Source organism: Streptomyces sp. SAI-135, from assembly GCF_029893805.1.
GTDB lineage: Bacteria > Actinomycetota > Actinomycetes > Streptomycetales > Streptomycetaceae > Streptomyces.
On the sequence record NZ_JARXYP010000002.1, the window covers coordinates 775,356 to 797,425 of the forward strand.

General features: G+C 72.8%; 18 protein-coding genes and 1 pseudogene. 4 read left to right on the forward strand and 15 right to left on the reverse strand.

Annotated features, from left to right (window positions below; all coding sequences use genetic code 11):
* The first annotated feature begins 25 nt into the window (after positions 1 to 25).
* Entirely contained in the window at positions 26 to 2,443 is a 2,418-nt protein-coding gene (locus M2163_RS07905; protein WP_280893554.1) for a SpoIIE family protein phosphatase, read from the forward strand.
* Between the two features lie 142 nt (positions 2,444 to 2,585).
* Here M2163_RS07905 and M2163_RS07910 read toward each other — a convergent pair whose 3' ends face one another.
* Positions 2,586 to 3,347: a DeoR/GlpR family DNA-binding transcription regulator gene (locus tag M2163_RS07910; RefSeq protein ID WP_280853526.1), complete on the reverse strand. Its 762-nt coding sequence runs from the start codon at positions 3,345 to 3,347 to the stop codon at positions 2,586 to 2,588.
* Between the two features lie 434 nt (positions 3,348 to 3,781).
* Here M2163_RS07910 and M2163_RS07915 point away from each other — a divergent pair, with 434 nt between their 5' ends.
* The gene (locus M2163_RS07915) at positions 3,782 to 4,771 is read left to right on the forward strand and encodes an LLM class flavin-dependent oxidoreductase (RefSeq protein WP_280893555.1); all 990 of its coding nucleotides are present in this window, start codon (positions 3,782 to 3,784) and stop codon (positions 4,769 to 4,771) included.
* 35 nt (positions 4,772 to 4,806) lie between these two features.
* Positions 4,807 to 5,427 carry an HAD family phosphatase gene (locus M2163_RS07920; protein ID WP_280893556.1) on the forward strand — a complete coding sequence of 207 codons (621 nt, stop codon included), beginning with the start codon at positions 4,807 to 4,809 and terminating at the stop codon, positions 5,425 to 5,427.
* Between the two features lie 3 nt (positions 5,428 to 5,430).
* Here the strand turns inward: M2163_RS07920 and M2163_RS07925 are convergent, their stop codons facing one another.
* The 8 genes and pseudogenes from M2163_RS07925 to M2163_RS07960 all read right to left on the reverse strand — a co-directional run bounded on the left by M2163_RS07925 (position 5,431) and on the right by M2163_RS07960 (position 14,781).
* Positions 5,431 to 6,894: a PLP-dependent transferase gene (locus M2163_RS07925; protein ID WP_280893557.1), complete on the reverse strand. Its 1,464-nt coding sequence runs from the start codon at positions 6,892 to 6,894 to the stop codon at positions 5,431 to 5,433.
* A 117-nt stretch (positions 6,895 to 7,011) separates the two neighbouring features.
* A complete protein-coding gene (locus M2163_RS07930) occupies positions 7,012 to 9,072 on the reverse strand; it encodes an alpha/beta fold hydrolase (RefSeq protein WP_280893558.1) in 2,061 nt (686 codons plus the stop codon).
* A pseudogene (locus M2163_RS07935) lies at positions 9,069 to 10,858 on the reverse strand (N-acetylglutaminylglutamine amidotransferase). Before M2163_RS07935 ends, M2163_RS07930 begins: the two are co-directional and overlap by 4 nt.
* Positions 10,859 to 11,021: 163 nt before the next feature.
* Positions 11,022 to 12,194 (reverse strand): glutamate--cysteine ligase, encoded by a 1,173-nt coding sequence (locus tag M2163_RS07940; RefSeq protein ID WP_280893559.1) that lies wholly within the window; start codon positions 12,192 to 12,194, stop codon positions 11,022 to 11,024.
* Positions 12,195 to 12,331: 137 nt separating this feature from the next.
* Positions 12,332 to 12,874: a DUF1360 domain-containing protein gene (locus tag M2163_RS07945; protein ID WP_280853520.1), complete on the reverse strand. Its 543-nt coding sequence runs from the start codon at positions 12,872 to 12,874 to the stop codon at positions 12,332 to 12,334.
* Positions 12,858 to 13,844, reverse strand: a complete 987-nt coding sequence (locus M2163_RS07950) for a Rieske 2Fe-2S domain-containing protein (RefSeq protein ID WP_280893560.1) — start codon at positions 13,842 to 13,844, stop codon at positions 12,858 to 12,860. Before M2163_RS07950 ends, M2163_RS07945 begins: the two co-directional genes overlap by 17 nt.
* Positions 13,845 to 13,893: 49 nt before the next feature.
* Complete coding sequence (locus M2163_RS07955) at positions 13,894 to 14,184, reverse strand: hypothetical protein (protein ID WP_280853518.1); 291 nt, start codon at positions 14,182 to 14,184, stop codon at positions 13,894 to 13,896.
* A 63-nt stretch (positions 14,185 to 14,247) separates the two neighbouring features.
* On the reverse strand, positions 14,248 to 14,781 hold the full coding sequence (locus tag M2163_RS07960) for an AAA family ATPase (protein ID WP_280897229.1): 534 nt from the start codon (positions 14,779 to 14,781) through the stop codon (positions 14,248 to 14,250).
* 227 nt (positions 14,782 to 15,008) lie between these two features.
* Between M2163_RS07960 and M2163_RS07965 the strand changes: the two genes are divergently transcribed.
* Positions 15,009 to 15,629 (forward strand): hypothetical protein, encoded by a 621-nt coding sequence (locus tag M2163_RS07965; RefSeq protein ID WP_280893561.1) that lies wholly within the window; start codon positions 15,009 to 15,011, stop codon positions 15,627 to 15,629.
* Between the two features lie 22 nt (positions 15,630 to 15,651).
* On the opposite strand, the gene M2163_RS07970 is transcribed toward M2163_RS07965, so the two are convergent.
* The 6 genes from M2163_RS07970 to M2163_RS07995 form a co-directional block, all read right to left on the reverse strand.
* A complete protein-coding gene (locus tag M2163_RS07970) occupies positions 15,652 to 16,257 on the reverse strand; it encodes a phosphatase PAP2 family protein (protein ID WP_280893562.1) in 606 nt (201 codons plus the stop codon).
* Complete coding sequence (locus M2163_RS07975) at positions 16,250 to 17,599, reverse strand: diacylglycerol kinase family protein (RefSeq protein ID WP_280893563.1); 1,350 nt, start codon at positions 17,597 to 17,599, stop codon at positions 16,250 to 16,252. Before M2163_RS07975 ends, M2163_RS07970 begins: the two co-directional genes overlap by 8 nt.
* Before the next feature lie 85 nt (positions 17,600 to 17,684).
* Entirely contained in the window at positions 17,685 to 19,343 is a 1,659-nt protein-coding gene (locus tag M2163_RS07980; protein WP_280853514.1) for a catalase, read from the reverse strand.
* Between the two features lie 120 nt (positions 19,344 to 19,463).
* Positions 19,464 to 19,694 carry a DUF5133 domain-containing protein gene (locus tag M2163_RS07985; RefSeq protein ID WP_280853513.1) on the reverse strand — a complete coding sequence of 77 codons (231 nt, stop codon included), beginning with the start codon at positions 19,692 to 19,694 and terminating at the stop codon, positions 19,464 to 19,466.
* Between the two features lie 331 nt (positions 19,695 to 20,025).
* Positions 20,026 to 20,781, reverse strand: a complete 756-nt coding sequence (locus tag M2163_RS07990) for a DUF4097 family beta strand repeat-containing protein (protein ID WP_348540962.1) — start codon at positions 20,779 to 20,781, stop codon at positions 20,026 to 20,028.
* 70 nt (positions 20,782 to 20,851) lie between these two features.
* Positions 20,852 to 21,964 (reverse strand): DUF475 domain-containing protein, encoded by a 1,113-nt coding sequence (locus tag M2163_RS07995; protein ID WP_280893564.1) that lies wholly within the window; start codon positions 21,962 to 21,964, stop codon positions 20,852 to 20,854.
* Between the last annotated feature and the right edge of the window lie 106 nt (positions 21,965 to 22,070).

Genomic DNA, 22,070 nt, shown 5'->3' on the forward strand with positions numbered 1-22,070 from the left:
GTCCCAGCCGAGGAACAGGCCCACCGTGAGTGATCTCCGTCAGCCGTCCGAGCCCCAGAGTGCGCCCGGGGACCACCCGTCCGCCGTCGACGGCACCGACGGGGACGGGCAGGCCTCCCCCGTCGGCAGGCTGGCGGCGACCGTGGAGCGGCTGCGCCGGGAGGTGCGGGCGGCGCAGGCCGAGGCGGACGGGCGGGCCCTGATCGAACTGGCCAAGGGCATCCTGGTCGAGCGGCTCGGCTGCGGTCCCGCGCAGGCCTCGCGGCAGCTCGCCGAGCTCACCGCGCAGGCCGGGGTGACACCGCTGGAGTTCGCCGTCGAGGTGATCAACCAGGCCTCCCGGGACCGGCTCTCGGAGGTGACGAGCGCCTTCCTCGCGGCGACCGCTTCCGCCGATCCGGACGCCGGGCACTCCTCCGCCGTACGGCTGCGTGCGGCGGAGAGCGGTGCGCTGGCCGCCGACGACACCCAGGCGGTCGCCGACTCCCTCCTGGAGCACGCGCTCACCCCGCTCGGGGCGGAGGCGGTGGCCATCTGGGCCCTGGGGTCCGACGGTTCCCTCGCGCTGGCGGGCAGCGCCGGGTTCTCCTCGGCCGAGGCGGGACGCTGGCGCCATGTGCCGCCGGGCGTGACGACGGTGGCCCGCCGCGGTCTCACCGAGCGTGCGGGGGACTGGATCCGCAGTCTGTCCGAGACCGGCCTGCCGTCCATCGGGCAGCACCACCACCCCGACGGCGGCCGGGTCGCCGTACCGGCCGGGACCGGCGGGCGCATCCACGGCGTCCTGGAGATCGCCTGGCCCACGCCGCTGGAGACCCCTCCCCCGCAGATCGTCCGCCAGATCGAGGCCCTGGCCGAACTGTGCGCGCACACCCTGGAGACGTACGCGCTCCAGCACCCCGACGGCGTCCCGGGCCCGCGCGTCCTGCCGGACGTCTCCGAGCTGATGGACCTGGCCGACGGGCTGCACGATCCCGCCCTGGTGCTGGTGCCGCACCTGGGGTCCGACGGTCACCTCGTCGACTTCCGCATCCACCACGTCAACAGCCGCTTCCTCGACCCGGCGGGCCGGCCGCGGGGCGCCGTGAACGGTGCGCTGCTGCTGGAGGCGTACCCGATGGCGGCGGGCCACAGCGAGCTGTTCGACCGGATCGAGCGCGTCTACGCCACCGGTGAGCCCTTCCGCGCCCACCGCATGCGGCTCACCGCCCTGGTGGACGACGTGCAGCTGGCCGCGGTCGCCGACATCAACGTCAGCCGGCACGGCGACAGCGTCCTGCTGATCTGGCGCATCGAGGACGAGACGGCCCGCCTGGCGAGCCTGCTCCAGCACGCCCAGCGCCTGGGCCGCATCGGCGGTTTCGAGGAGAACCTGCTGACGGGCGAGATCACCTGGAACGGCCAGCTCTACCACCTCTACGGCCGGCCCGTCTCCGACTCCCCCGTGCCGCTGGAGGCCCTGTCCTCCCACGCCCATCCCGATGACGCCGTCGCCATCGGCCGGTTCCTGCGCACCCTGCTCCACCAGCGCCGTCCCGCGTCCACGGCGTTCCGGCTGCAACGCCCCGACGGGGTCACCCGGCACATCCGGGTGGTGGCGGAGCCGGTCCTGGACTCCTCCGGTCAGCTCTACCTGCTGCGCGGCGCCTACCAGGACATCTCCGCGCACCACTGGACCGAGGTGGCCCTGGCCGCCACCCGGGACCAGCTCGCCCACACCGAGCAGCAGGCCAGTGAACGCAACCGGCTGACCCTCCAGTTGCAGCACGCCATCATGCCGCCGACGCAGGCCCCGCTGGAGGTTCCGGGACTGGACGTGGCGGTGCGCTACCGGCCCGCCGAGACCCAGCACCTGGTCGGCGGCGACTGGTACGACGCGGTCGTGCTGCCGTCCCGGCTGGTACTGCTGTGCGTGGGCGATGTCGCGGGGCACGGGATCGAGGCGGCCACCAGCATGGTGGTGCTGCGCAACGCGCTGCGCGGCCTCGCCGTGACCGGCGCCGGACCGGGCCAGCTGCTGTCCTGGCTCAACATGGTGGCCCACCATCTGACCGGCGCCGTCACGGCCACCGCGGTGTGCGGCCTGTACGACCCCGAGACCCACACCCTGCGCTGGGCGCGGGCCGGGCATCTGCCGCCGGTCCTGGTGCGCGGCTCGGAGGCGGCACCGCTGCCGTTGGTGACGGGGCTGCTGCTGGGCGCCGTACCGGAGGCGAAGTACGAGGAGCACGAGGTGCAGCTCGCCGTGGACGACACACTGCTGATGTACACGGACGGTCTGATCGAACGCCGGGACCGGTCCGTGGAGGAGTCCCTGGCGCAGTTCCTCACGGTCGCGCGGGCGGTCCCGCCCACGCTGGACCAGCAGTTGGACCGTCTGCTGACCCACAGCAGGTCCGACACGGACGACGACACGTGCATCGTGGGGATCCGCGTGGCCTGAGCAAGGCAGTGGGGCGATCCCACCCCTGCGCCAAGCCACGCCTCTTCCACAGCTACCTCGACGACCCGACGACCGCCTGCGGCTGCGCGAGGGCGTCCGGCTGTGCATGCGCCTCGCCCGTGAGCACTCGCGAACGGGTCCGTCAGACGGTCCGGACGACGGTTCCGCCGGCTTCCAGCGCGCTGACCTCGTCCGCGGCCGCGGTGCTGTCGGTGACCAGGGTGTGCAGCAGGGCGGCGGGGCCGACGTGCGCGTACGCGGTGTGGCCCAGTTTGCTGCCGTCGGCGGCGGCGACGACTCGGCGGGCGGAGGCGATGCCCGCCTTCTTCACCGCGGCGTCGTCGAGGTCGTAGGCGGTCAGGCCGTCGGCCGCGGTCAGCCCGCAGCAGCCGATGACAGCGGTGTCGAAGCGCAGGGCGGCCAGGGAGGCGAGGGTGAGGGGGCCGGTGAGAGCCCCTTCGGCGGCGCGGGGCTGTCCGCCGGGCACGACCAGGGTGGCGGGGCCGGGCATCTCGGCGAACAGGTGGATGGCCTGCAGGGACAGGGGCATCACGGTGACGGGGCGCTCGCGCAGGAGGCGGGCGACCTCCAGGCAGGTGGTGCCGCTGTCCAGCAGGACGCTCTCGCCGTCGGCGACGCGTGCGCAGATCTCGGCGGCGATCCGGCGTTTGGCGTCGACGGCCTCGCGGGCGCGCAGGGCGAACGGGGGCTCCTCGCCCCGGAGCAGCAGGGTGCGGGCCCCGCCGCGGACGCGTTCGAGGACGCCCTGGGCGGCGAGGGTGTCGAGGTCGCGCCGGATGGTCATCTCGGAGGCGCCGGTCAGCTCGGCCAGTTCCTGGACCGTGGCCCCTCCGGAGTCCCTGACGACCTTCGCGATCAGCCCGTGCCGGTCTGCGTTGCTCATGCCGTGATTGAACACCACCGAGAAACGAACATTCAACTTGTTCATCAACCCGCTTTTCAAACACATTCAGTGTTCGTTACGGTGGGCGGCATGGAACGTTCCCTGCGAGCCGCCCGCGTGGCGACCTCTGTCTCTCGTCCTGTACGGCACCTTGCCGGGCGCCTGGGTGGTGCCCGCACCTGAGGGACCTGACGGGTGCGTCCGCCGGTGCGGCGGCCTTCGCGTACGACACCTTCGCCTCGACCATGACCGTCGGCCGACTGCTCGCCGACCCGGCCGTGATCGCTGGCTGACGCACCTGGTCCCCCTCGACCCGGCGGCCGGCCGCCACTGACCGCTTGTGCGGCACGGTCCCTGACAACCGTGCCGCACAAGCCTCTCTCCCCCGGCCGCCTGAGCCGGAGCAACGCCACAGCCGATCGAAGGAGCCACAGATGTCCGAGTCCCCCGCACCTTCCGCCCACGGCCGCGTGGGTGTGATGCTGCCGCTCGACCTCCCCGTCGGCGAGGTGCTGCCCTACGTCCGGCGCGCCGAGGAGCTGGGCTTCGACCAGGTCTGGGTGGTGGAGGACCTCGGCCGGCGCGGCGGTGTCGCCCAGGCCGCCACCGTCCTGGCCGCCACCACGAAGCTCACCGTCGGGATCGGCATCATGCCCGCCGGCGCCCGCAACGTGGCCTTCGCCGCGATGGAACTGGCCACCCTCGCCCAGCTCCACCCCGGTCGGCTCATCGCCGGGATCGGCCACGGCATGCCGGGCTGGATGCGCCAGGCCGGGTCCTGGCCCGAGAGCCCGCTGACGCTGATCAAGGAGTACGCGAGAGCGCTGCGCCTGCTCATCGCGGGTGAGCCCGGTCCCGAGAACGGCCGGTACGTCCGCTGCGAGGGCGTGGTCCTCACCGAGATCCCGGACGTCGTGCCCCCGGTCATCCTGGGTGTGCGCGGCCCCAAGTCGCAGGCGGTCGCGGGCGAGGTCGCCGACGGGCTCCTGCTGGCCGAGCCCGCCGCACCCGGCTACATCACGGCCTCCCTGCGCCACCTGGGCTCCGCCGCCGCGAGATCTCCGGAGATCGTCGTCTACGACGCCGCCGCCGTGGACGACGACGAGAACGCGGCCCTGACCCGTGTCCGCGCGGTCCTGGAACCGGTCGGTGAGCCGCAGTGGGCCGCCCATGTCGACCCCCTGCCCTTCGCCGGGGAACTGCGCGCCCACCGCGCGGCCAGCCCCGACGCACAGCACTTCGCCCGGACGATGCCCGCCGACTGGGTCCGCGCGTTGAGCATCGCCGGCACCCCCGCCCAGGCCCGCGCGGCGATCGACGCCCGCCACGCGGCCGGCGCGACCGGCGTCGTCCTCGTCCCGGCGGGCCCGGACCGGCTGGCCGCACTGGACTCGCTCGCCCGCGCCCTGCCCCACCGGCCCTGACCCGACCGCCCCCGAGACCTCAAGGACGGACCCCCATGTCCACCGACCGCCGCCGCATCGTGCTCTTCGACCTCTTCGGCGTCATAGCCCGCCACCAACGCCCGGGCGCCCTGGAGAAGATGGCCGCCCGCTGCCACGCCTCCACCGAGGACTTCACCACGGCCTACTGGACCCACCGCCCGCCCTACGACGCCGGCCGTCGGACCGCGTCCGCGTACTGGACCGACGTCCTGCACGCGCTGTCCCGCCCCGCCGACGCCGACACGGTCGAGGAGCTGCGGCTCACCGACATCGACAGCTGGTCCCGCGTCGACGACCGCATGGTCGCCTACGTCCGGGGCCTGCGGGGCCGGGCCCGGGTCGCCCTGCTCTCCAACATCCCCGCGGACCACGCGAACGCCTTCCTGACCGCCCAGCCCTGGCTGCACGACCTCGACCACCTCGCCCTGTCCGGCAGGATCGGTGCCGCCAAGCCCGACCCGGCCGCCTTCCAGCACTGCGTCGTCGCTCTGCGGGGCGCGCCCGCCGACTTCCTCTTCGTCGACGACCGCGAGGAGAACGTCGGCGCGGCGCGAGCAGTCGGCATGGACGGGCACCTCTTCCGCGGACAGGACGAAGTGGCAGCCGTCATCGACAGGTGGCTGCCGACGCGGTGAGCCTCAGCGCCGTGCGACCACCCGCAGCGTCTCGACCTTGGGGTCGGCGGCGTCCGGGATCAGGACGCCGTGCTCGACGCCGCTGCGCAGGTAGTCGAGGACCTCGTCGGTGATCACCTCGCCGGGCGCGATCACCGGGACACCCGGAGGGTAGGGGCTGATCATCTCCGCGGCGATACGGCCCGCGGCCTGTTCGGCGGGCACATGGTCGACCTCGGCGAAGAATGCCTCGCGCGGCAGCATGGCCTGCTCCAGCTCCAGGGCCGAGGGTTCGGGAAGGCGTACCGGCGGCCTGCGTTCGATGGTGTCGGCGCCTTCCGTGAGGGCGCGCAGGGCGTCCAGCAGGGTCTTCTCGGTCTCGTCGTCGTCGGCGTGGGTGATCGAAGCGCTGATCCGGCAGGTGTCCGAGCCGCCGACGTCCACGTGCAGCTCGGCGCGCAGCCACTCGGCGGCCTGCATGCCGCTGATCCCGAGCTCGCGTACGTCGATCACGATCTTCAGGGGGTCGAAGGCCGCCACGAGCCCTTCGTCCACGACCTCCTGCCCCATGGGGCGCAGTCCCGGCAGGTCGGCGGCCGCGAGCCGGATCCGCTCGGCGCGGCGCAGGGCGGCGTCCAGGAGGTCGTGGCCCTGCTCGACCATCTGGCGGCGCCAGCCGTCCAGGGTCATGTACACCAGGGACGAGGCGCTGGTGGTGCCGAGCAGGTCCTCCCGCTGCTTGAGCGCCTCCGGCGAGACCCGGTCGTACTGGAGGTGGAAGACGGAGCTCTGCTCGATCGCCCCGCCCATCTTGTGGACGCTGGTGACCACCAGGTCCGCCTCGGCGTCCATGCCCCAGGCCGGCAGCTCGGGGTGGAAGGGCAGATGGGCGCCCCATGCCTCGTCGACGATGAGGGGCACGCCGAACTCGTGGCACACCCGCGCCACGCCCCGGATGTCGGCGCAGGTCCCCCAGTCGGTGGGGGTGATCAGCAGCATGCCCTTGGCGTCGGGGTGCTCCTGGAGGCTGCGGCGCACGTCGTCGGGCTCGGGTGGATGGGCGAGGTGCCGGTGGGCGTCGAACTTGGGATGGACCCAAATGGGTTCGACGCCGTTGACGACGACGCCCGAGATCACGGACTTGTGCGCGTTGCGGGACAGCAGCAGCTTCTCCCCGGGGCCCGCCACGGCCAGCATGGCCGTCTTCACGGACAGGGAGCTGCCGCAGGTGGAGAAGAACGCCTGCTCGGCCCCGACCGCGTCCGCCATCAGGTCCTGTGCCTGGCTGAGCACTCCCTGGGACTGACGGCGGTCGTCGAGGCCGTTGAGGGACAGGACGTCCGAGCGGAACACGTCGAGTCCGACGATCTCGGCGACCCTCGGGTCGACGCCGCGGCCCTGCTTGTGGCCGGGCGGGCCGAAGACCACGTCTCCGCGGCGCCGGAACTCCTCCAGCGCCTCCAGCACGGGCACCCGCGAGTGATCCATTGGTTCCTCCCAAGTACGTCCCGCCCCGTTCAGATCGCGCGGCCGGACGGTCCGCTCGGTCTGCACACCGTGTAGACCGCAGCCGCCCGCCCAAACGCCGGAGACGGTCTGCCCTGGTCACGAGGGGTGCAGCTGCCGTTCCATCCAGTCGGCGGCGGTCCGGCGGAACAGGCGCCGGTTGTCGGCGCGCAGGAACCAGTGCCCCTCGTCGCGCAGGACGAGGAGTTCGGCGGGGACCCCGCGTTCGCGTGCGGCCCGCACGAACTGTTCCGACTCCCCCGGCGGCACGTTGGTGTCGTGCTCTCCGTGCACGGCGAGCAGCGGGGCCCGCAGCGCGTCGATCCGGCTCATCGGCGACAGGGAGCGCAGCAGGTCGCGGTCGCGCTCCGGATGGCCGTACTTGTGCGCCGCCGACTCCGCGATCCACGGCTCGGTGCCGGCGAAGAACGTCAGGAGGTCGGACATTCCGCAGACCGCGACGCCGGTGCGGAACAGGTCCGGGTGCCACACGAGGGAGGCGAAGGTCAGGTAGCCGCCGTACGAGTGCCCCATCACCGCGAGCCTGGTCGGGTCCGCGGGGCCCGCCGTGACGGCGTGCGCGGCACAGTCGGCGACGTCGTCGAGGGCGGCGAAGCGGCCGGTGCCCAGGTCGGCGTCGACGAAGGTGCGGCCGTGTCCGCCGGAACCGCGGACGTCGGGGGCGAAGACGTCCAGGCCGCGCCCGAGCAGCTCGTGGTAGAGCGGGTCGAACACCGGCCGTTCCTGGTCTTCGGGCCCGCCGTGCAGGTGGATCACACAGGGCGCCGGCTCGCTCGGGGCACGGCCCGGAGCCCGGTAGTACCAGCCGCTGAGGGGCAGCCCGTCCCGGGCGGCGAGGCGGGCGAGAACGGGGCGCACGGGCGGGCGGCCCGGCGGGACGGCGTCCTCGTCCCGGGAGGACCACGGGGTGCGCAGCAGGGCCACCCCCTCGTGGGCCCACCACACGCCGGGACGGCGTTGTGAGCCGGACAGCGCGAGCAGCAACCGCCCCGCCCCGGCCGCCGCGACCCGCGTGACGACCTCGTGGGGCAGCGGCACCGGCCGCGCCGGTCCGACGGTGTCCAGTTCCCCGGGGCCCGGCAAGGTCTCGACGACGTCGAGTTCGCTGGCGCCCCGCACGTTCCACGCCAGCACGGCCGTCCGGCCGTCGTGCGCCATCGCCAGCAGTTCGAGGTCGCTGTCCTCGCGTTCGGCCACGACGGTCCGGCCGCGCGGTGTGCCGTCGGCGCCGAGGGCGACGGCGAACAGGGCCGCGTACTCCCGGTCGGCGTCGCTGCGCAGCCACAGGGTCCGTCCGTCGGGCGAGAACCGGCCGATCCACTGGTCGCCGTCGGCGACGGGCAGGGTGAAGGTGATCGCCGTGTCGAGGACGCGCCGCACCACCGCCTCCCGTCGTCCCCGCGGCCCCCGGCGCAGCAGCGCCAGCCGGCCGTCGTGGCTGAGGTCGCACACCCGCAGCGTGGGCGCGTCCGGTTCCGTGGCGAGCAGTACGGGAGCGGCCATTCCCTCGGGGTCGATCAGGTAGGCGGACAGGCCGCCGCCCGCCCTGGTCGCCGGGCTGCCGTCCGGTCCCACGGCGTACGCGGTGGTGCCGAGCAGGGTCGCCCGGCCGTCCCGGGCCGTCCACCCACCGTCCCCCTGGGCCCGGGGGCCCACCGGTGCGGCGAGGGTCACGGCGACGGCCGAGCCGTCGTGCGCCCAGCAGCCGAGGTAGGCGGACGTCTCCGGGTCGGCACCGGCCAGCAGGCGGCGACCGGTGCCGTCGGGCCGTACGCACAGCACGCGGGTGTGCTCACCGCCGCCCGGCGCGGTGGTGTACGCGATCCAGCGGCCGTCGGGCGACCAGGACACCTCCTTGACGGGGTCCGGTGAGGCGTCGAGCAGCCGGACGCCTTCCCCGTCCACGGGGCCGGCCCACAGCTGGGGGACGCCGCCCCGGTCGCAGATGAAGGCCGCCCGGGTGCCGTCGGGATCGGCGGAGGGATACCAGCAGCCGTGCGCGTGCAGCCGGGTCACGGCGTCCCGGGGGCCTTCCGCCTCGGGCAGCGGCACCGGGGCGGGGGCCGCGGCGCTCGCGGGCTCCCACCCCGGTGCGGGGGCCGGCGCGTGCGGGGTCCGGGTGCGGGGCTCGGCGGTCACGTGATTCCGTGCGTCTGCAGCCATATCTCCAGTAGTGCCACCTGCCACAGGGCGTTGGCCCCGCGTTTGGTCCGGTGCTCGTCGGGCGCCGCCAGGAGCTCGGCCACGTACGACTCCTGGAAGACGCCCCGCTGCTTGGCCGCGGGTGCCGCGAGCGCCTCGCGCACCCGGTCCAGGACGGGGCCGGCCATGTGCCGGATGGCCGGGACCGGGAAGTAGCCCTTGGGCCGGTCGACGATCTCCCGCGGCAGGAGCTTGCGGCCGACCTCCTTCAGCACGCCCTTGCCGTCGTCGGCGAGTTTGAGCTCCGGCGGACAGGCCGCGGCCAGTTCCACCAGTTCGTGGTCGAGGAAGGGGACGCGGGCCTCCAGGCCCCAGGCCATGGTCATGTTGTCGACCCGCTTCACCGGGTCGTCGACGAGCATGACGTGCGTGTCCAGCCGCAACGCCGCGTCCAGGGCGGTCTGTGCGCCGGGGCGTGCCATGTGTTCGGTGACGAAGCGGCCCGACACGTCGTCCGGGGGCAGCATGTGCGGCTGGAGGACGGCCGCGAGGTCGGCGTGGGGGGGTGGCGGTCGAAGTACGTCTCGGCGTACTGCCGCGGCTCCTCCTCGCGGGCGACCGCGGCCAGCTCCGGGTACCAGTGGTACCCGGCGAACACCTCGTCGGCGCCCTGGCCGCTCTGGACGACCTTGACCTCCTTGGCGACCTGCTCGGACAGCAGGTGGAAGGCGACCACGTCATGGCTGATCATCGGCTCGCTCATCGCGGTGACGGCGTCGTCGAGGGCGGTCGAGACGCGCTGCGAGGGCACCGTCATCCGGCGGTGGTCCGTGCCGAACTCCCGGGCGACCAGGTCCGAGTAGCGGAACTCGTCGCCCTGCTCCCCGCCCTCGGCCTCGAACCCCACGCTGAACGTCTTCAGGCCGCGCTGCCCCTCCTCGGCCAGCAGCGCGACGATCAGGCTGGAGTCCAGGCCGCCGGAGAGCAGGACGCCCACCGGCACGTCGGACACCATCCTGCGGCGCACGGCCGTGCGCAGCGCCTCAAGCACCGCGTCCCGCCACTCGTCGGGCCCCATGTCCGCGTACTCGGGCCGCCGGGTGTAGGACGGCTGCCAGTAGCGGTGGTCGCGGTGGCTGCCGTCCGGTTCTACGACCCGTACGGTCGCCGGCGGCAGCTTGCGCACGCCGTTGAGGACGGTGTGCGGCGGGGCGACGGTGGCGTGCCAGCTCAGGTACTGGTGGACGGCCACCGGGTCGAGGGAGGTGTCCACGTCCCCGGCGGCCAGGAGGGCGGGCAGCGAGGAGGCGAACCGCAGCCGGCCCGGCGCCGGCGCCAGATACAGCGGCTTGATCCCCAGCCGGTCGCGGCCCAGGACGACACGGCCGGTGCGGTGTTCGACGAGGGCGAAGGCGAACATGCCGTGGAAGCGCTCCACGCAGGCGGTTCCCCACTGCCGGTAGGCGTGGAGCACGACCTCCGTGTCGGACGTCGACCTGAAGCGGTGCCCGAGGCGCCCGAGCTCCTCGCGCAGCTCCTGGTAGTTGTAGACGCAGCCGTTGAAGACGCCGGTGATCTCGTCGTCCGCGTCGGTCATCGGCTGGGCGCCTAGGTCGGACAGGTCGATGATCTTCAGCCGTCGGTGTCCCAGCGCCACCGCGCCCCGCGTCCAGACGCCCTCGCCGTCGGGTCCGCGGGGGGCGAGCCGGTCGGTCATGCGTCCGACGGCCGCGAGGTCGGGCCGGCTGCCGTCGAAGCGGATCTCGCCGCTCAGACCGCACATGACGTGCTGCCCCCTTCCCTGGAGCCGTCGGCTCCGCGCCGGGACAGGACTCCCGGGTCGGGCCTGCCGACCGTGACCCGGGCGGAATTGCTGGACATGACGAGAACACTCCTCAGGGTTGTGGGTGAAGGACGGACGGGGCAGCCGGGCGCGGGGAAGCGGGTCAGCTGCCCAGGACCTCCGGCGCGCCGGAGCCCGCCGTGCCCGCGACGGAGTGCGGGACGTTCCGGCGCGCGACGGGGGCCGGCCGGGGGCGGCGCCGCTCGCCGCGGGTCTCCGCGATCAGCAGGTCGGCGCAGGCCAGCAGATCCTCTTCCCGCGCCTTGCGGCGGATCCGCTCGGCGGCGCTGCCCTCCGCGAGGGCCGCCGCGGTCAGGTCCCTGACGGTCTCCCAGTCGCCGTGGGCTTCCAGCGCGGGCCGCAGCCGGGCCAGCAGCGAGCACACGACGTCGGCGGCCGGTGCTTCCCGATGGGTCCGGGGATCCACCAGCACGCCTTCCAGACCGGAGCGGGCGGCCCGCCAGGAGGCGCCGCGCAGCCAGTCGTGGCGGCCGTCGCACAGGGCCTTGCCGGCCGCGCGGCGCTCCAGGGCCTCGGTCACCAGGGCGCGGAACAGGCCGGCCACCAGCACGACGGTCTCCACCCGTGGGCAGGCGTCGCAGACACGCAGTTCCAGGGTCTTCAGGTGTGCGGAGGGCCGGACGTCGTAGTAGATCATTCCCGGGTCGCTGATGACTCCGGCCCGTACGAGGTCACCCACCGCCGCGTCGTAGTCGGCCGCGTCGCCGAAGCAGCCGACGGGGCCCGCGGTGGGCCAGCGCTGCCAGAGCAGCGTGCGCCAGCTGGCGTAGCCGGTGTCGGCTCCCTGCCACAACGGTGAGCTGGCGGAGAGCGCCAGCAGCGCGGGCAGCCAGGGCGAGACCGCGCACATCACGGCCACGGCCGTGTCCCGGTCGGGTATGTCCACGTGGACCTGGGCGCCGCAGATGAGCTGCTCGTCGGCCACCTGGCGGTACTCCTCGACCATGTGGCGGTAGCGATCGCCGGCGGAGGGGTGTCCGGAGGCGGCGGGGGCGATGGGCGCCGTGCCCGCGGCCACGACGGCGAGCCCCAGCGAGGAGGCGGCCGCGTCGAGCCGCCGTCTGGTTCTGGTGAGGTCGGCGTACAGGCCGCTCAGGGTGGTGTGCACGCCGCTGTTCGACTCCACGGTGGACTGGTGCAGTTCCGTGGTGAAGGTGCGCGGGGGAAGCCGGCGCAGGACCGCGTCGGCACGCGGCACGAGCAGCCCGCTTTCCACTTCCAGGATGTGGAACTCCTCCTCCACTCCGATACGCATGGCCACAGTCGCTCCTTGAGATGTGCCGAAGGTCCCGTCCCTCTCGGGGGGTGACCCCCAAGTGCCCAGGAGATCGCCGGATAAGCGCGGCTTTGCGCGTTTGGAGAAGGTGGTCCGCAGATGAGCGGGCTTTGCGGTCAGCCGTCGGTGGTCCGGCCGACCAGCGCGCCGTACGCCAGCTGCAACGTGTCCGCCCCGGCCAGCGCCGTCAGCGCGCCCATCGCGGTGCGGGTCGCGCGGGGCCACAGGAGCTGGCCCGCGGTCAGGGTCGACGCCACCCACACGCTCATGCAGAACGGGCAGGTCACCAGCTCGCCGACGGTCTCCTTGCCCGCCTCGGGCCGGGCTTCCTCGTGCAGCTCGGCGGGGCCCTGGGGGCCGACGTACCTCGTGAAGGGAGCGCGCAGAGGGCTGGTCACCGACGCCTTGCTGAGCAGCCGGCTGAGCCGGAAGGTGGCCACCGAGGTCAGGAGCACGTCCCAGGGCTCCGGCCGGTCGGGCAGGGGCCGGCCGCGCAGCCGTACCGCCGTGGCCCAGCCCGCGGTGTAGGTGCCGAACGCCGCCATGGCGGCGAGGTAGCCGCGCAGGGGCCGGTCGTGGGTGCGTGCGTAGGCACGGCCCGTGCGCCGCAGGAACGCCTGCGCCCGGTGTCCGATGCGGTGCTCAGTGGGTGTGGCCATGAGCGGGTCCCCGTCCTGCCTCGTTGCGGTGCGGGTCCGGTTCCGTGCGATCCCCGGCCCGCTCTTCTCGTCCGTCCTCCCCGGCATGCCGGACCAGTCGTATCTCGACCTGCCCGTCGGTGATCCGTGTGTCGAAGGCCGGCTGGGGCGCCAGGGCAGGGCCGCGGACGTTCAGGCCGTCCGAGAGGCGGAAGACGCTGCCGTGCCAGGGGCACTCCACGCATCCGTCGGACACCGTCCCCTCGGACAGCGGCCCCGCCAGATGGCTGCACCGGTCGGCCAGCGCGTGGATCGCCCCGCCGGGCTCACGCACCACCACGACGGGTACGTCGTCCACGCTGCGCCGCACCGGCCGGCCGACCGGGAAGTCGTCCACCGCGCCGATCCGGTGCCAGCGGTCGGCGACGACATGCGGTACGGCCTCGGTGTGGTTGACCCCGGCGGCCTGCCGGTAGGCCAGGTGGCCGCCCAGCATGCCGCCGGATCCCACGGCCGCGAGTCCCAGGAGGCCCAGGGTCCGGCCGGCGCGCGCACGGCCGGTGACCCGGCAGGCGAGGGAGGCCGCGTACAGGCCGACGGCCACCGTGTTGGACACGGCGTGGACCAGCCCGACACGCATCTGCGGGCGCTGGAGTTCCGCCCAGTCCACGGCGCCGGTCACCGCGGCGGGGAAGGCCGCCGCGAGGCCGACGCCCACCAGCAGACCCGCCTCGCGGGGGCGGCCCTTCGTCGCGTCCAGGACGGCGGCGGACAGCCAGCTGCCGATCGGCACCTGCACCAGCAGCGGGTGGACGGGGTGCCCCAGCCATGTGCCGTGCAGTACGTCCCGGCCGCGGCCGAGCGGCAGGGCCTGTATCCCCGTCCGGAGTGTGTCGATCAGGGGGTCCTGCCGCGGCTGCCGCTCCAGGCGGGCGAACAGCCGCAGCATCCGGTTCTCTCGGGTCCGTGGATGACGTCGTGGCGCGCTCATGCGCAGCCGGGTCTCCCCCCTCGCCTGCGGCAAACGACCCACCGGGTGATCAGGACTTGGACACGGCGTGCCGCCCGGCGCCCGCGGAGAACACGTGGTGAGAGGTCCGGGCCGGGCCGGTGGGCTCCAGGTGCCGCAGCCACCGGGAGGCCATGGCCAGCAGTCCCGTGAAGACGGCCAGGAGCAGCACGGAGGTCCACATGGGCCTGCTGCCGGGGGAATCCCACATCGTCCAGGCCGAGGACGCCGTCCACAGGACGACGCCGGCCGCGTAGAAGGACCGTATCCGGCGCAGCTGCCTCGCCGCCCTGCCCACCGTGGGATCGTCAGTGTGAGTCATGCCGCCCCGTGTACCCCGATCACCGCGGTCCACCGGTCGCGCAGGAGAACGGGTGACAGACCTTCAGCGATCGAGTGGGGACAGTCCGGCCAGCCCCGTTTCGGCCATGACGCGGCCGACCGTCTCCGTCAGGGTGCTGTCGGCTCCTACGACGGTCTCGACGCCACCTGGCAGCAGATCCAACTCCCGGTACCAGTCGCGCAGTTGTGGTTCGCTCACCTCGTGGGCGATCGGTTTGGTCGCATGGCGGGCGAGGGTCTGCTCGAACGGCACGTGCAGGTAGTAGCCGTGGGTCGGGCCGCGGTGGTCGGCCCGGAGCCGGGCGAGCATCTCGCCGTAGCGGTCGGCGGACAGGATGCCCTCCACCACCACGTGGTAGCCGGAGTCCAGGGCGTAGCGCGCGGTCAGTTCGATCAGACCGATGTTCGCCGCGCCGGGCCGGGCGCGCTCCCGGAGCACGGTCCGGCGCAGGTTGTCCTGGCCGACCAGGGCCAGGCCACGCCCGAAGCGCTCACGCAGGCCGGCGGCCACGCTCGACTTCCCGGAGGCGGAGTTTCCGCGCAGGACGATCAGCCGAGTCTCCTCGGTGCCCACCATCATGGCGGCCAACCTACCGGTGCGGATCACGGCGACGGTGTCGGCGCACATACGTCTGTGCGTGCCCCACCCCTGCCCGCACAGACTTGTGGGTGTGACGCAAGGGCAGAACAAGACAGGTGTCCTGCGTAGTATCACTACGACATGGGCGTGCGGCAGAAGATGTCGCCGCGCATCCGTAAGCAGGCGACCCAGCACGCCCATGCCCCAGGAAGAGGTGCGAGCCCATGTCCGAATCCGCTCCCGACACCACCGAGTTGACCTCGCAGTACAGCACTCAGGTGGCCGGCGACCTCGAACGCAACCTGAAGGAACAGGAGCGTCTCAGCGGGGAAATCGAGGCGCTCCAGGGCCAGTTGGCCGCCTTGCGGCACGATCACACCGTCCTGCTGAGCATCCAGCAGGTCCTGGGCACCCCGGCGGCCGGCGCCACGGTGCCCGCTCCCCGCAAGAAGGCGGCCGCCGCGGGCGCGCGGTCGGGCGGCCGCAAGTCCGCCGGGCCGGGCGGAAAGCAGTCCGCGAGGAAGGCGGCCGGGAAAGAGTCACCCGCGCGGAAGTCGCCCGGCAAAGAGTCGCCCACACGGTCGGCGCCCAGTCTCGTCGACCTGGTCCGGGAGCATCTGGGCGAGCAGAAGGAGCCCCGCTCGGCGGCCGAGATCGCCACCGCGCTCGGCAGGCAGCACCCCGAGCGCACGGTCAAGGCCACCGTCGTACGCACCACCCTCGAGGGGCTGGTGGCCAGGAACCAGGCCCAGCGCACCAAGCAGGGGACCTCGGTCTTCTACACGTCACCCGACGCGGACGGACCTGCCGCACGCGTCGAGGACGGTTCCGAGCAGTCCGGCTGACGGGCGCCCCGCCGCGGCCCGTTCAGCCGGTGCGCCGCGCGGGACGGAGGCCGCCTCCGTGCCGTCCGGCGGCCGCGAGGACCGCGGCCGCCGCACCGGTGCCCAGCACGGCACCGGCGACGACATCGCCCGGATAGTGCACGCCGGTGTGGATCCGCGAGTAGCCCACCGCGCAGGCCAGCAGCCCGAGCGGCAGGGTGGCGACGGGAAGCGCCGGCCCGACCGCCGCCGCGAAGGCGACCGCGGACGCCGTGTGCCCCGAGGGGAACGAAGCGGACTCGGGCATCGGCACATGCCGTCCCGGGAACGGCGAGTCCACGGCCCGGTGCGGACGGGGCCGGCGCACCAGGCGTTTGCCGAGCATGTTCGCGCTCGCCGAGGCGACACCGATGGCCGCGACCCCGAGGGCGGCGGCGCGCCGCGGCCGGCCGGGCCACAGGGCGAGCACTCCGGCGATCGTGAAGGAGATCTTGGAGTGGTCCGCCGCCGCCGACAGCCGCCGCAGGGCGTGGTCCAGGGCCGGTGTCCGGGTGACCGTGACGGCCTCGTACAGCGCCTGGTCGAGGGCGGCGAGATCCCGCAACAGCGCTCGGGCGGTCCGCTGTTCGGGCTGCGGTCGGTCAAGCATCGCTCTGCTCCTGGTTCTTGACGGCCGAAAAGGGGGTCCGGGGGAGGGCGAGGCGCACCACACGGCGCCAGTCGACGGAGGGGGCGGTGTACGGCGCACCGGGACGGTCCGTCGGTACCCGCACCCGCAGCGCCTTGTGTCGTACGGTGCACACGACCGGCTGGGGCAGCAGCAGTGCTTCTCCGTCCACGGCCACCGGGATCGTCTCCGTGTCGGCCGCGACGGTCACCCGGCGCGAGGTGGACGAGGTGATCCCGCTGGCCCGCTCCCCCAGCAGGGCGAGTTCGGCGGCCTGCGCCGCGCCCTCGATCCGCACACTGATCACACCGAGCCGGCCCCCGTCGAGGTGCGATCTGCGACCGACGCCGATCGGGCCGGCCTGCGCGTAGGGGTTGTTGCTCACCAGCAGCGCGTGCGGCGCCTCGAGCAGCCGGCCGTCCGCCGTGGCGGTCAGCTGTGCCCCGGCTCCGCCGACCAGCAGGTCCGGCAGCAGGTCGAGCGTGGTGGACGCCTTGGCGTCGCGGTACTCGGGGCTCTGCACGATCTCCGCGTACGTACCGAAGGAGACCGTGTTCACGAAGGGCCTGCCCGCCACGTCCCCGAGGTCGACCCGGATCTCCACGCCGTGTGTGAGGGCGTCCAGACCGCTCGCGGGATCGTCACGGTCCAGGCCCAGGTCCATCGCGAAGTGGTTGCGGGTCCCGGCGGCGAGCACCATGAACGGCACGTCGTGCTCCGCGGCAACACCGGCCACCAGTGCCTGCGTGCCGTCCCCGCCCGCCACACCGAGCAGGTCCGCGCCCTCGGCGAGGGCCTGGCGGGCCAGCGCCGCCGGGTCGGGGTCGCCGTCCACGTCGAGGAGGATCACCCGGGCACCCAACGCCTCGGCCCGCTCGACCAGCCCGTGCTCGCCGACCTTGCCGCCGCCGGACCGCGGGTTCATGATCAGGACCGGTCGGCGGGGCGGCCGGACCGGACGGGAGTGCGGGCCACGCGGCGCGCGCAGCCTGCGCAGCGCGCTGCGGGCGCAGGCCAGTGCGGCCACCCACAGGCCGAGCGCCGAAGCGGCGAACGGCCACAGGCCGGACACCGCGTACAGGACCAGGACGGCGACGGGTGCGGCCACCGCCAGGAGGGCACCGCACAGCCGCGCCAGGCCCCGGTGGGCCAGCGCCCACCAGAGGCCGGCACCGGCCAGACCGAGGCCGACGAGGCCCAGCAGCAACAGCAGCCACTGGCCCGCGGCCACCACGGCCGCGACCACTCCTGCCAGGCAGAGCAGAGCCAGCCGGGCCAGTGTCCGCGCCGCGGTACCGGAGCCCTCGGGCTCCACCTCGTTCATCGTTCGGGTCGCCTCTCACCGCTCGGTGGCCCAACGATCTCATGCTGTCGCTCTCGCCGCCGGTGCCGCCCCGGTCCGCCGGGGTTCAGCGGGTCACGACGTGCCGCTCGTCCGGCACGCAGTGGGTCATGGTCAGGCCCTCGACGTCCCGCGGCGGGTTCTTGCCGAGGTTCGAGAGCCGCTTGCGGTCCTCGTCGGTGAGGTCCTGGCCGGCCAGCGGTTCGAGGCCGGCCACGTCCTCGGGGCTGATGCCGAGGCCGTCGCCGATCCGGAGCCCGAGGTCGTTCTCGACCAGCAGGAAGTGCCACACCATGCGTTCCTGCACGGGCCGGTCGCACTGGGCGAGCAGACCGGTGAGGTTCTTCACCAGGTCGTCGCGCTCCCACTCCTCCAGGAGGAGGTACCGCTGGCCCGCCTGCAGATAGTCGTTGGTGCGGGGGATGCGCTTGCGGGTGAGCCGGCCGTGGATCTCCGGGCCCTGCTCGTCGTGCGTCGGGTACTGCCCCTCGCGCAGACCGCCGGTGATGGACGGCTCGTAGTTGACGATCGGGTTCTCTCCCCCGCCGTCCACGTGGTACGCCATCTGGCCGTCGCGCTGGTTGGTGCGCACCTCGGCGTTCTTCGCCTGGTTGACCGGCAGTTGGAGGTAGTTCGGGCCGACCCGGTAGCGCTGGGTGTCGCTGTAGGAGAAGGTACGGCCGACCAGCATCTTGTCGTCGGAGAAGTCCAGTCCGTCGACGAGGACACCGGTGCCGAAGGAGATCTGCTCGTTCTCCGCGAAGAAGTTCTCCGGCATCCGGTCCAGCACCATCCGGCCCACCGGCTTCGGCGGGAAGTCCTGCTCGGGCCAGGTCTTGGTGTCGTCCAGCGGGTCGAAGTCCAGCTCGGGGTGCTCGTGGTCGTCCATCATCTGCACCAGGAGCTCCCACTCGGGGTGGTCACCGCGGGCGACCGCCTCGTAGAGGTCCTTGGTGGCGTGGCCGAGCGAGTCGGCCTGCACGTTGGCGGCGTCCTCCTCGGTCATCGAGCGGACGCCCTGCTTGGGCATCCAGTGGTACTTGACCAGCTTGGTCTCGCCGTCGGCGTTGACCCACTTGTAGGTGTTGACGCCGAAGCCCTGCATGTGGCGGTAGTCCGCGGGGATGCCGCGCGGGCTGAACAGGTTGACGAGCATGTGCATCGACTCCGGTGTCTGCGACATGAAGTCGAAGATGCGCCGCGGCTGCTGCTCGAAGGTGACCGGGTCGGGCTTGAGGGCGTGGATGACGTCCGGGAACTTGATCGCGTCCCGGATGAAGAAGACACCCAGGTTGTTGCCGACCAGGTCCCAGTTGCCGTCCTCGGTGTAGAACTTCACGGCGAAGCCGCGCGGGTCACGGGCGGCCTCGGAGGAATCGCGGCCGCCGATGACGGTGGAGAAGCGGACCGCCACGTCGGTGCGCTTGCCGCGCTCCTGGAACAGCTTGGCCCGGGTGTACCTGCTGATCGGTTCGTCGCCCCAGGCGCCGTAGGACTCGAAATAGCCGTAGGCGGTCACACCGCGCGCGTGCACGACGCGCTCGGGGATCCGCTCCCGGTCGAAGTGGCTGATCTTCTCCAGGAACTGGTAGTTCTCCAGCGTGGCGGGCCCGCGGGCGCCGACGGTGCGCTGGTTCTGGTTGTCGTGGACCGGGTGGCCCTGGCGGTTGGTGAGCACCTTGCGGTCGTCCGCCGGAGCGGGACCGGTACCGGACACGTCCGTCATGATCGAGGACTCCTTCGGGTTCTCGGGTTCCCGGCGGGGGACAGCCCCTGGCGCAGCGGGCGGCCTCCGGCCGGTGTTCGGCGGATCACCCGGGTACCCGATCGCGTCGCACCACTCACGTCACGCGCCCGCCACCAGCGAGTCGTCCGCGGGGCGGCTGCCGGAGAGCTGGCGGCGGGCCGCCGCCAGGGCGGATTCGATGTCGCGGGTGCCGGTGGCGATGCACAGGGTGTAGGACACGTCCTCGAGGCGCTGACGCGCTCCGTCGCTGCCGTCCTCCGCGTGCAGGACGTGCAGCGCCTCGTAGCGCTCGAGCAGGTCGGTGAGAAGGGCGGGGTGGGCCATGAGCATGATTCGCTCCTCCGTATGCGCAGTGGGCCATGAGCATGATTCGCTCCTCCGTATGCGCAGTGGGAGTGGGGCGGTCGGGTCCGCCGTCACTCGGACTGTTGCGGGAGAGGCCTCGGCGGCACGCACCAGGAGAGCCGCATTCGGCCGCTTCCGCGGTGGGCCTGTGATCCCAAGCACCTGAACCGCCGAATGCCCTGGCGATTCGAGCTCAAACCAGTGCTGACATCTTCAACCGTTCACGGCCGCACCGCTCGCGGACGGCACGGGCGCCCGGCCGGCCCTGTGAGGTCTCACTCGGCCGACGAGGTCGGCCGCCGGGGCCCGCCCGGGGTCAGTCGCGGTGGGCGCCGACATCGCCGTTGACCGTGGTCAGCGTCATGCTGTGGGCCCGGTCGGCGTCGCGTACGGGGACGGCGACGGTGGTACGGCCGTTGTCGGTGGCGGCGGTGACCCGGTAGGGCGGGCTGTCGTGGGGCACGGTGACGTCGACGGAGCCGTTGACGGTGGCGGCGCTGACGCCCGAGGGGACCGCGGCACAGCCGACGACCACGTCACCGTTCGTGGTCGCCGCGTGCACCCGCCGCGCCTCCAGGCTCGTCGCGCGCACGGACCCGTTGCGGGTGGACAGCCGTACCTCGACGTCGTCGCGGCCGGAACGGGTCACCGTCACATCGCCGTTGACGGTCGTGATGTCCAGGGCGGCGGCGACTCCCGCCACGTCGACCCCGGCGTTGCGGGCGGTCGCGGTGACGCGCACGCCGTCCGGGATCTCCACGTACGGCATCCGGGGACAGGCCCCCTCGCCCGCGCCGCGGTCGGAGCAGGACAGGTCGAGCGTCCACACCTTCCCGTGGTGGGACCAGTGCTCGGAGACACGGTCGTCGACGGTGACGCCACGGCCGTCCGCCGGGCGCAGCCGCAGACCGTTGTCGGTGGCGATCACCACCTGTTCGCCGGCGCCCGCGACACGGAGCGTGTCCTCCGCGCGCGGGCCGCCGGACGCCCCGTCGTGATCGTCGCTGCACGCCCCGGCGAGGGGCAGCAGGGCCAGTACCACCATCAGACGCGTCAGGCGCCGTGTCGGCATCGCCTTCATACCCCGTCGGATGCCCCCGTTCGCCGTGGCCATGGCAAGGGCGGGAGCGGGCGGTCGGGGCCTACGGCACCGGCACCGAGTCCGTCCTCGTCGCCGCCTCCCCCGCCGCGAGCGCCTTGTTGCGGCGCACGGAGGACCAGAAGGACCAGCCGATCAGGATCACGCCGACGAGACCGGTGATGATCTCGTTGATCTGGTACTGGATGGTGACCATGAGGATCACCGCGAGGGCGCCGATCGCGTAGTGGGCGCCGTGCTCCAGGTAGACGTAGTCGTCGAGGGTGCCCTGGCGGACCAGGTACACGGTGAGCGACCGGACGTACATCGCGCCGATGCCGAGGCCGAGCGCCATCAGGACGATGTCGTTGGTGATGGCGAACGCGCCGATCACCCCGTCGAAGGAGAACGAGGCGTCCAGGACCTCCAGGTAGAGGAACATGAAGAACGCGGCCTGGCCCGCCAGTTTGACCGGCGAGCCGGAGCGGTCGGCCTCCTTCTCGCGTTCCTCCTCCTCTTCGAGTTTGTCCTCGAAGTAGCCGGAGAGACCGCCGACGATCATGTAGGTGATCAGGCCCGCGACACCGGAGATCAGGACGGTCTGCGCCTTGTCGGCGTGCGCGCCACCGTGCTGGTGGGCCTGGGTGGCGAAGGTGAAGGCGGTGATCAGCAGGACGATCAGCGCGATGCAGACCGACAGCATGTCGACCTTGCCGAGCTTGGCCAGCGGCCGCTCCAGCCAGGCCAGCCACTTGATGTCCCGGTCCTCGAAGATGAAGTCCAGGAAGATCATCAGCAGGAACATGCCACCGAACGCGGCGATCGCCGGGTGCGCGTCGGTGACCAGCTGCTGGTATCGGTCCTTGTCGGTCACGGCCAGCTGGACGGCGTCGTACGGATTGAGCTTCGCGGTGATCGCGACGATCACGACCGGGAAGACCAGTCGCATGCCGAACACGGCGATCAGGACGCCGACCGTGAGGAAGATCTTCTGCCAGAAGGCGTTCATCTTCTTCAGGATTCCGGCGTTGACCACGGCGTTGTCGAACGACAGCGAGATCTCCAGCACGGCCAGGATCGCCACGATGCCGAACGCGGCCCAGCCGTCGTACAGCACTCCTGCGGCCAGGCCGAGCGCGGTGACCGCGAACGCCCAGCGAAAGGTCTTCAGAATCACTGGCACCAAGTCCTGTTGTCGGGCGGTCGCCCAGGTGTCGGGCGCGAATGGCCCGTGGGTTCACGGGCGTTGTCTATCACGGTCGTGGGTCGCCGGGGTGGCGCGG

Bases quoted from the DNA above. Each gene is read 5' to 3' on its own strand.
- M2163_RS07910 (WP_280853526.1), bottom strand. From the start codon at position 3,347: ATGAGCAACGCAGACCGGCACGGGCTGATCGCGAAGGTCGTCAGGGAC.
- M2163_RS07915 (WP_280893555.1), top strand. From the start codon at position 3,782: ATGTCCGAGTCCCCCGCACCTTCCGCCCACGGCCGCGTGGGTGTGATG.
- M2163_RS07920 (WP_280893556.1), top strand. From the start codon at position 4,807: ATGTCCACCGACCGCCGCCGCATCGTGCTCTTCGACCTCTTCGGCGTC.
- M2163_RS07925 (WP_280893557.1), bottom strand. From the start codon at position 6,894: ATGGATCACTCGCGGGTGCCCGTGCTGGAGGCGCTGGAGGAGTTCCGG.
- M2163_RS07940 (WP_280893559.1), bottom strand. From the start codon at position 12,194: ATGCGTATCGGAGTGGAGGAGGAGTTCCACATCCTGGAAGTGGAAAGC.
- M2163_RS07945 (WP_280853520.1), bottom strand. From the start codon at position 12,874: ATGGCCACACCCACTGAGCACCGCATCGGACACCGGGCGCAGGCGTTC.
- M2163_RS07950 (WP_280893560.1), bottom strand. From the start codon at position 13,844: ATGAGCGCGCCACGACGTCATCCACGGACCCGAGAGAACCGGATGCTG.
- M2163_RS07955 (WP_280853518.1), bottom strand. From the start codon at position 14,184: ATGACTCACACTGACGATCCCACGGTGGGCAGGGCGGCGAGGCAGCTG.
- M2163_RS07960 (WP_280897229.1), bottom strand. From the start codon at position 14,781: ATGGTGGGCACCGAGGAGACTCGGCTGATCGTCCTGCGCGGAAACTCC.
- M2163_RS07965 (WP_280893561.1), top strand. From the start codon at position 15,009: ATGTCCGAATCCGCTCCCGACACCACCGAGTTGACCTCGCAGTACAGC.
- M2163_RS07970 (WP_280893562.1), bottom strand. From the start codon at position 16,257: ATGCTTGACCGACCGCAGCCCGAACAGCGGACCGCCCGAGCGCTGTTG.
- M2163_RS07975 (WP_280893563.1), bottom strand. From the start codon at position 17,599: ATGAACGAGGTGGAGCCCGAGGGCTCCGGTACCGCGGCGCGGACACTG.
- M2163_RS07980 (WP_280853514.1), bottom strand. From the start codon at position 19,343: ATGACGGACGTGTCCGGTACCGGTCCCGCTCCGGCGGACGACCGCAAG.
- M2163_RS07985 (WP_280853513.1), bottom strand. From the start codon at position 19,694: ATGCTCATGGCCCACCCCGCCCTTCTCACCGACCTGCTCGAGCGCTAC.
- M2163_RS07990 (WP_348540962.1), bottom strand. From the start codon at position 20,781: ATGCCGACACGGCGCCTGACGCGTCTGATGGTGGTACTGGCCCTGCTG.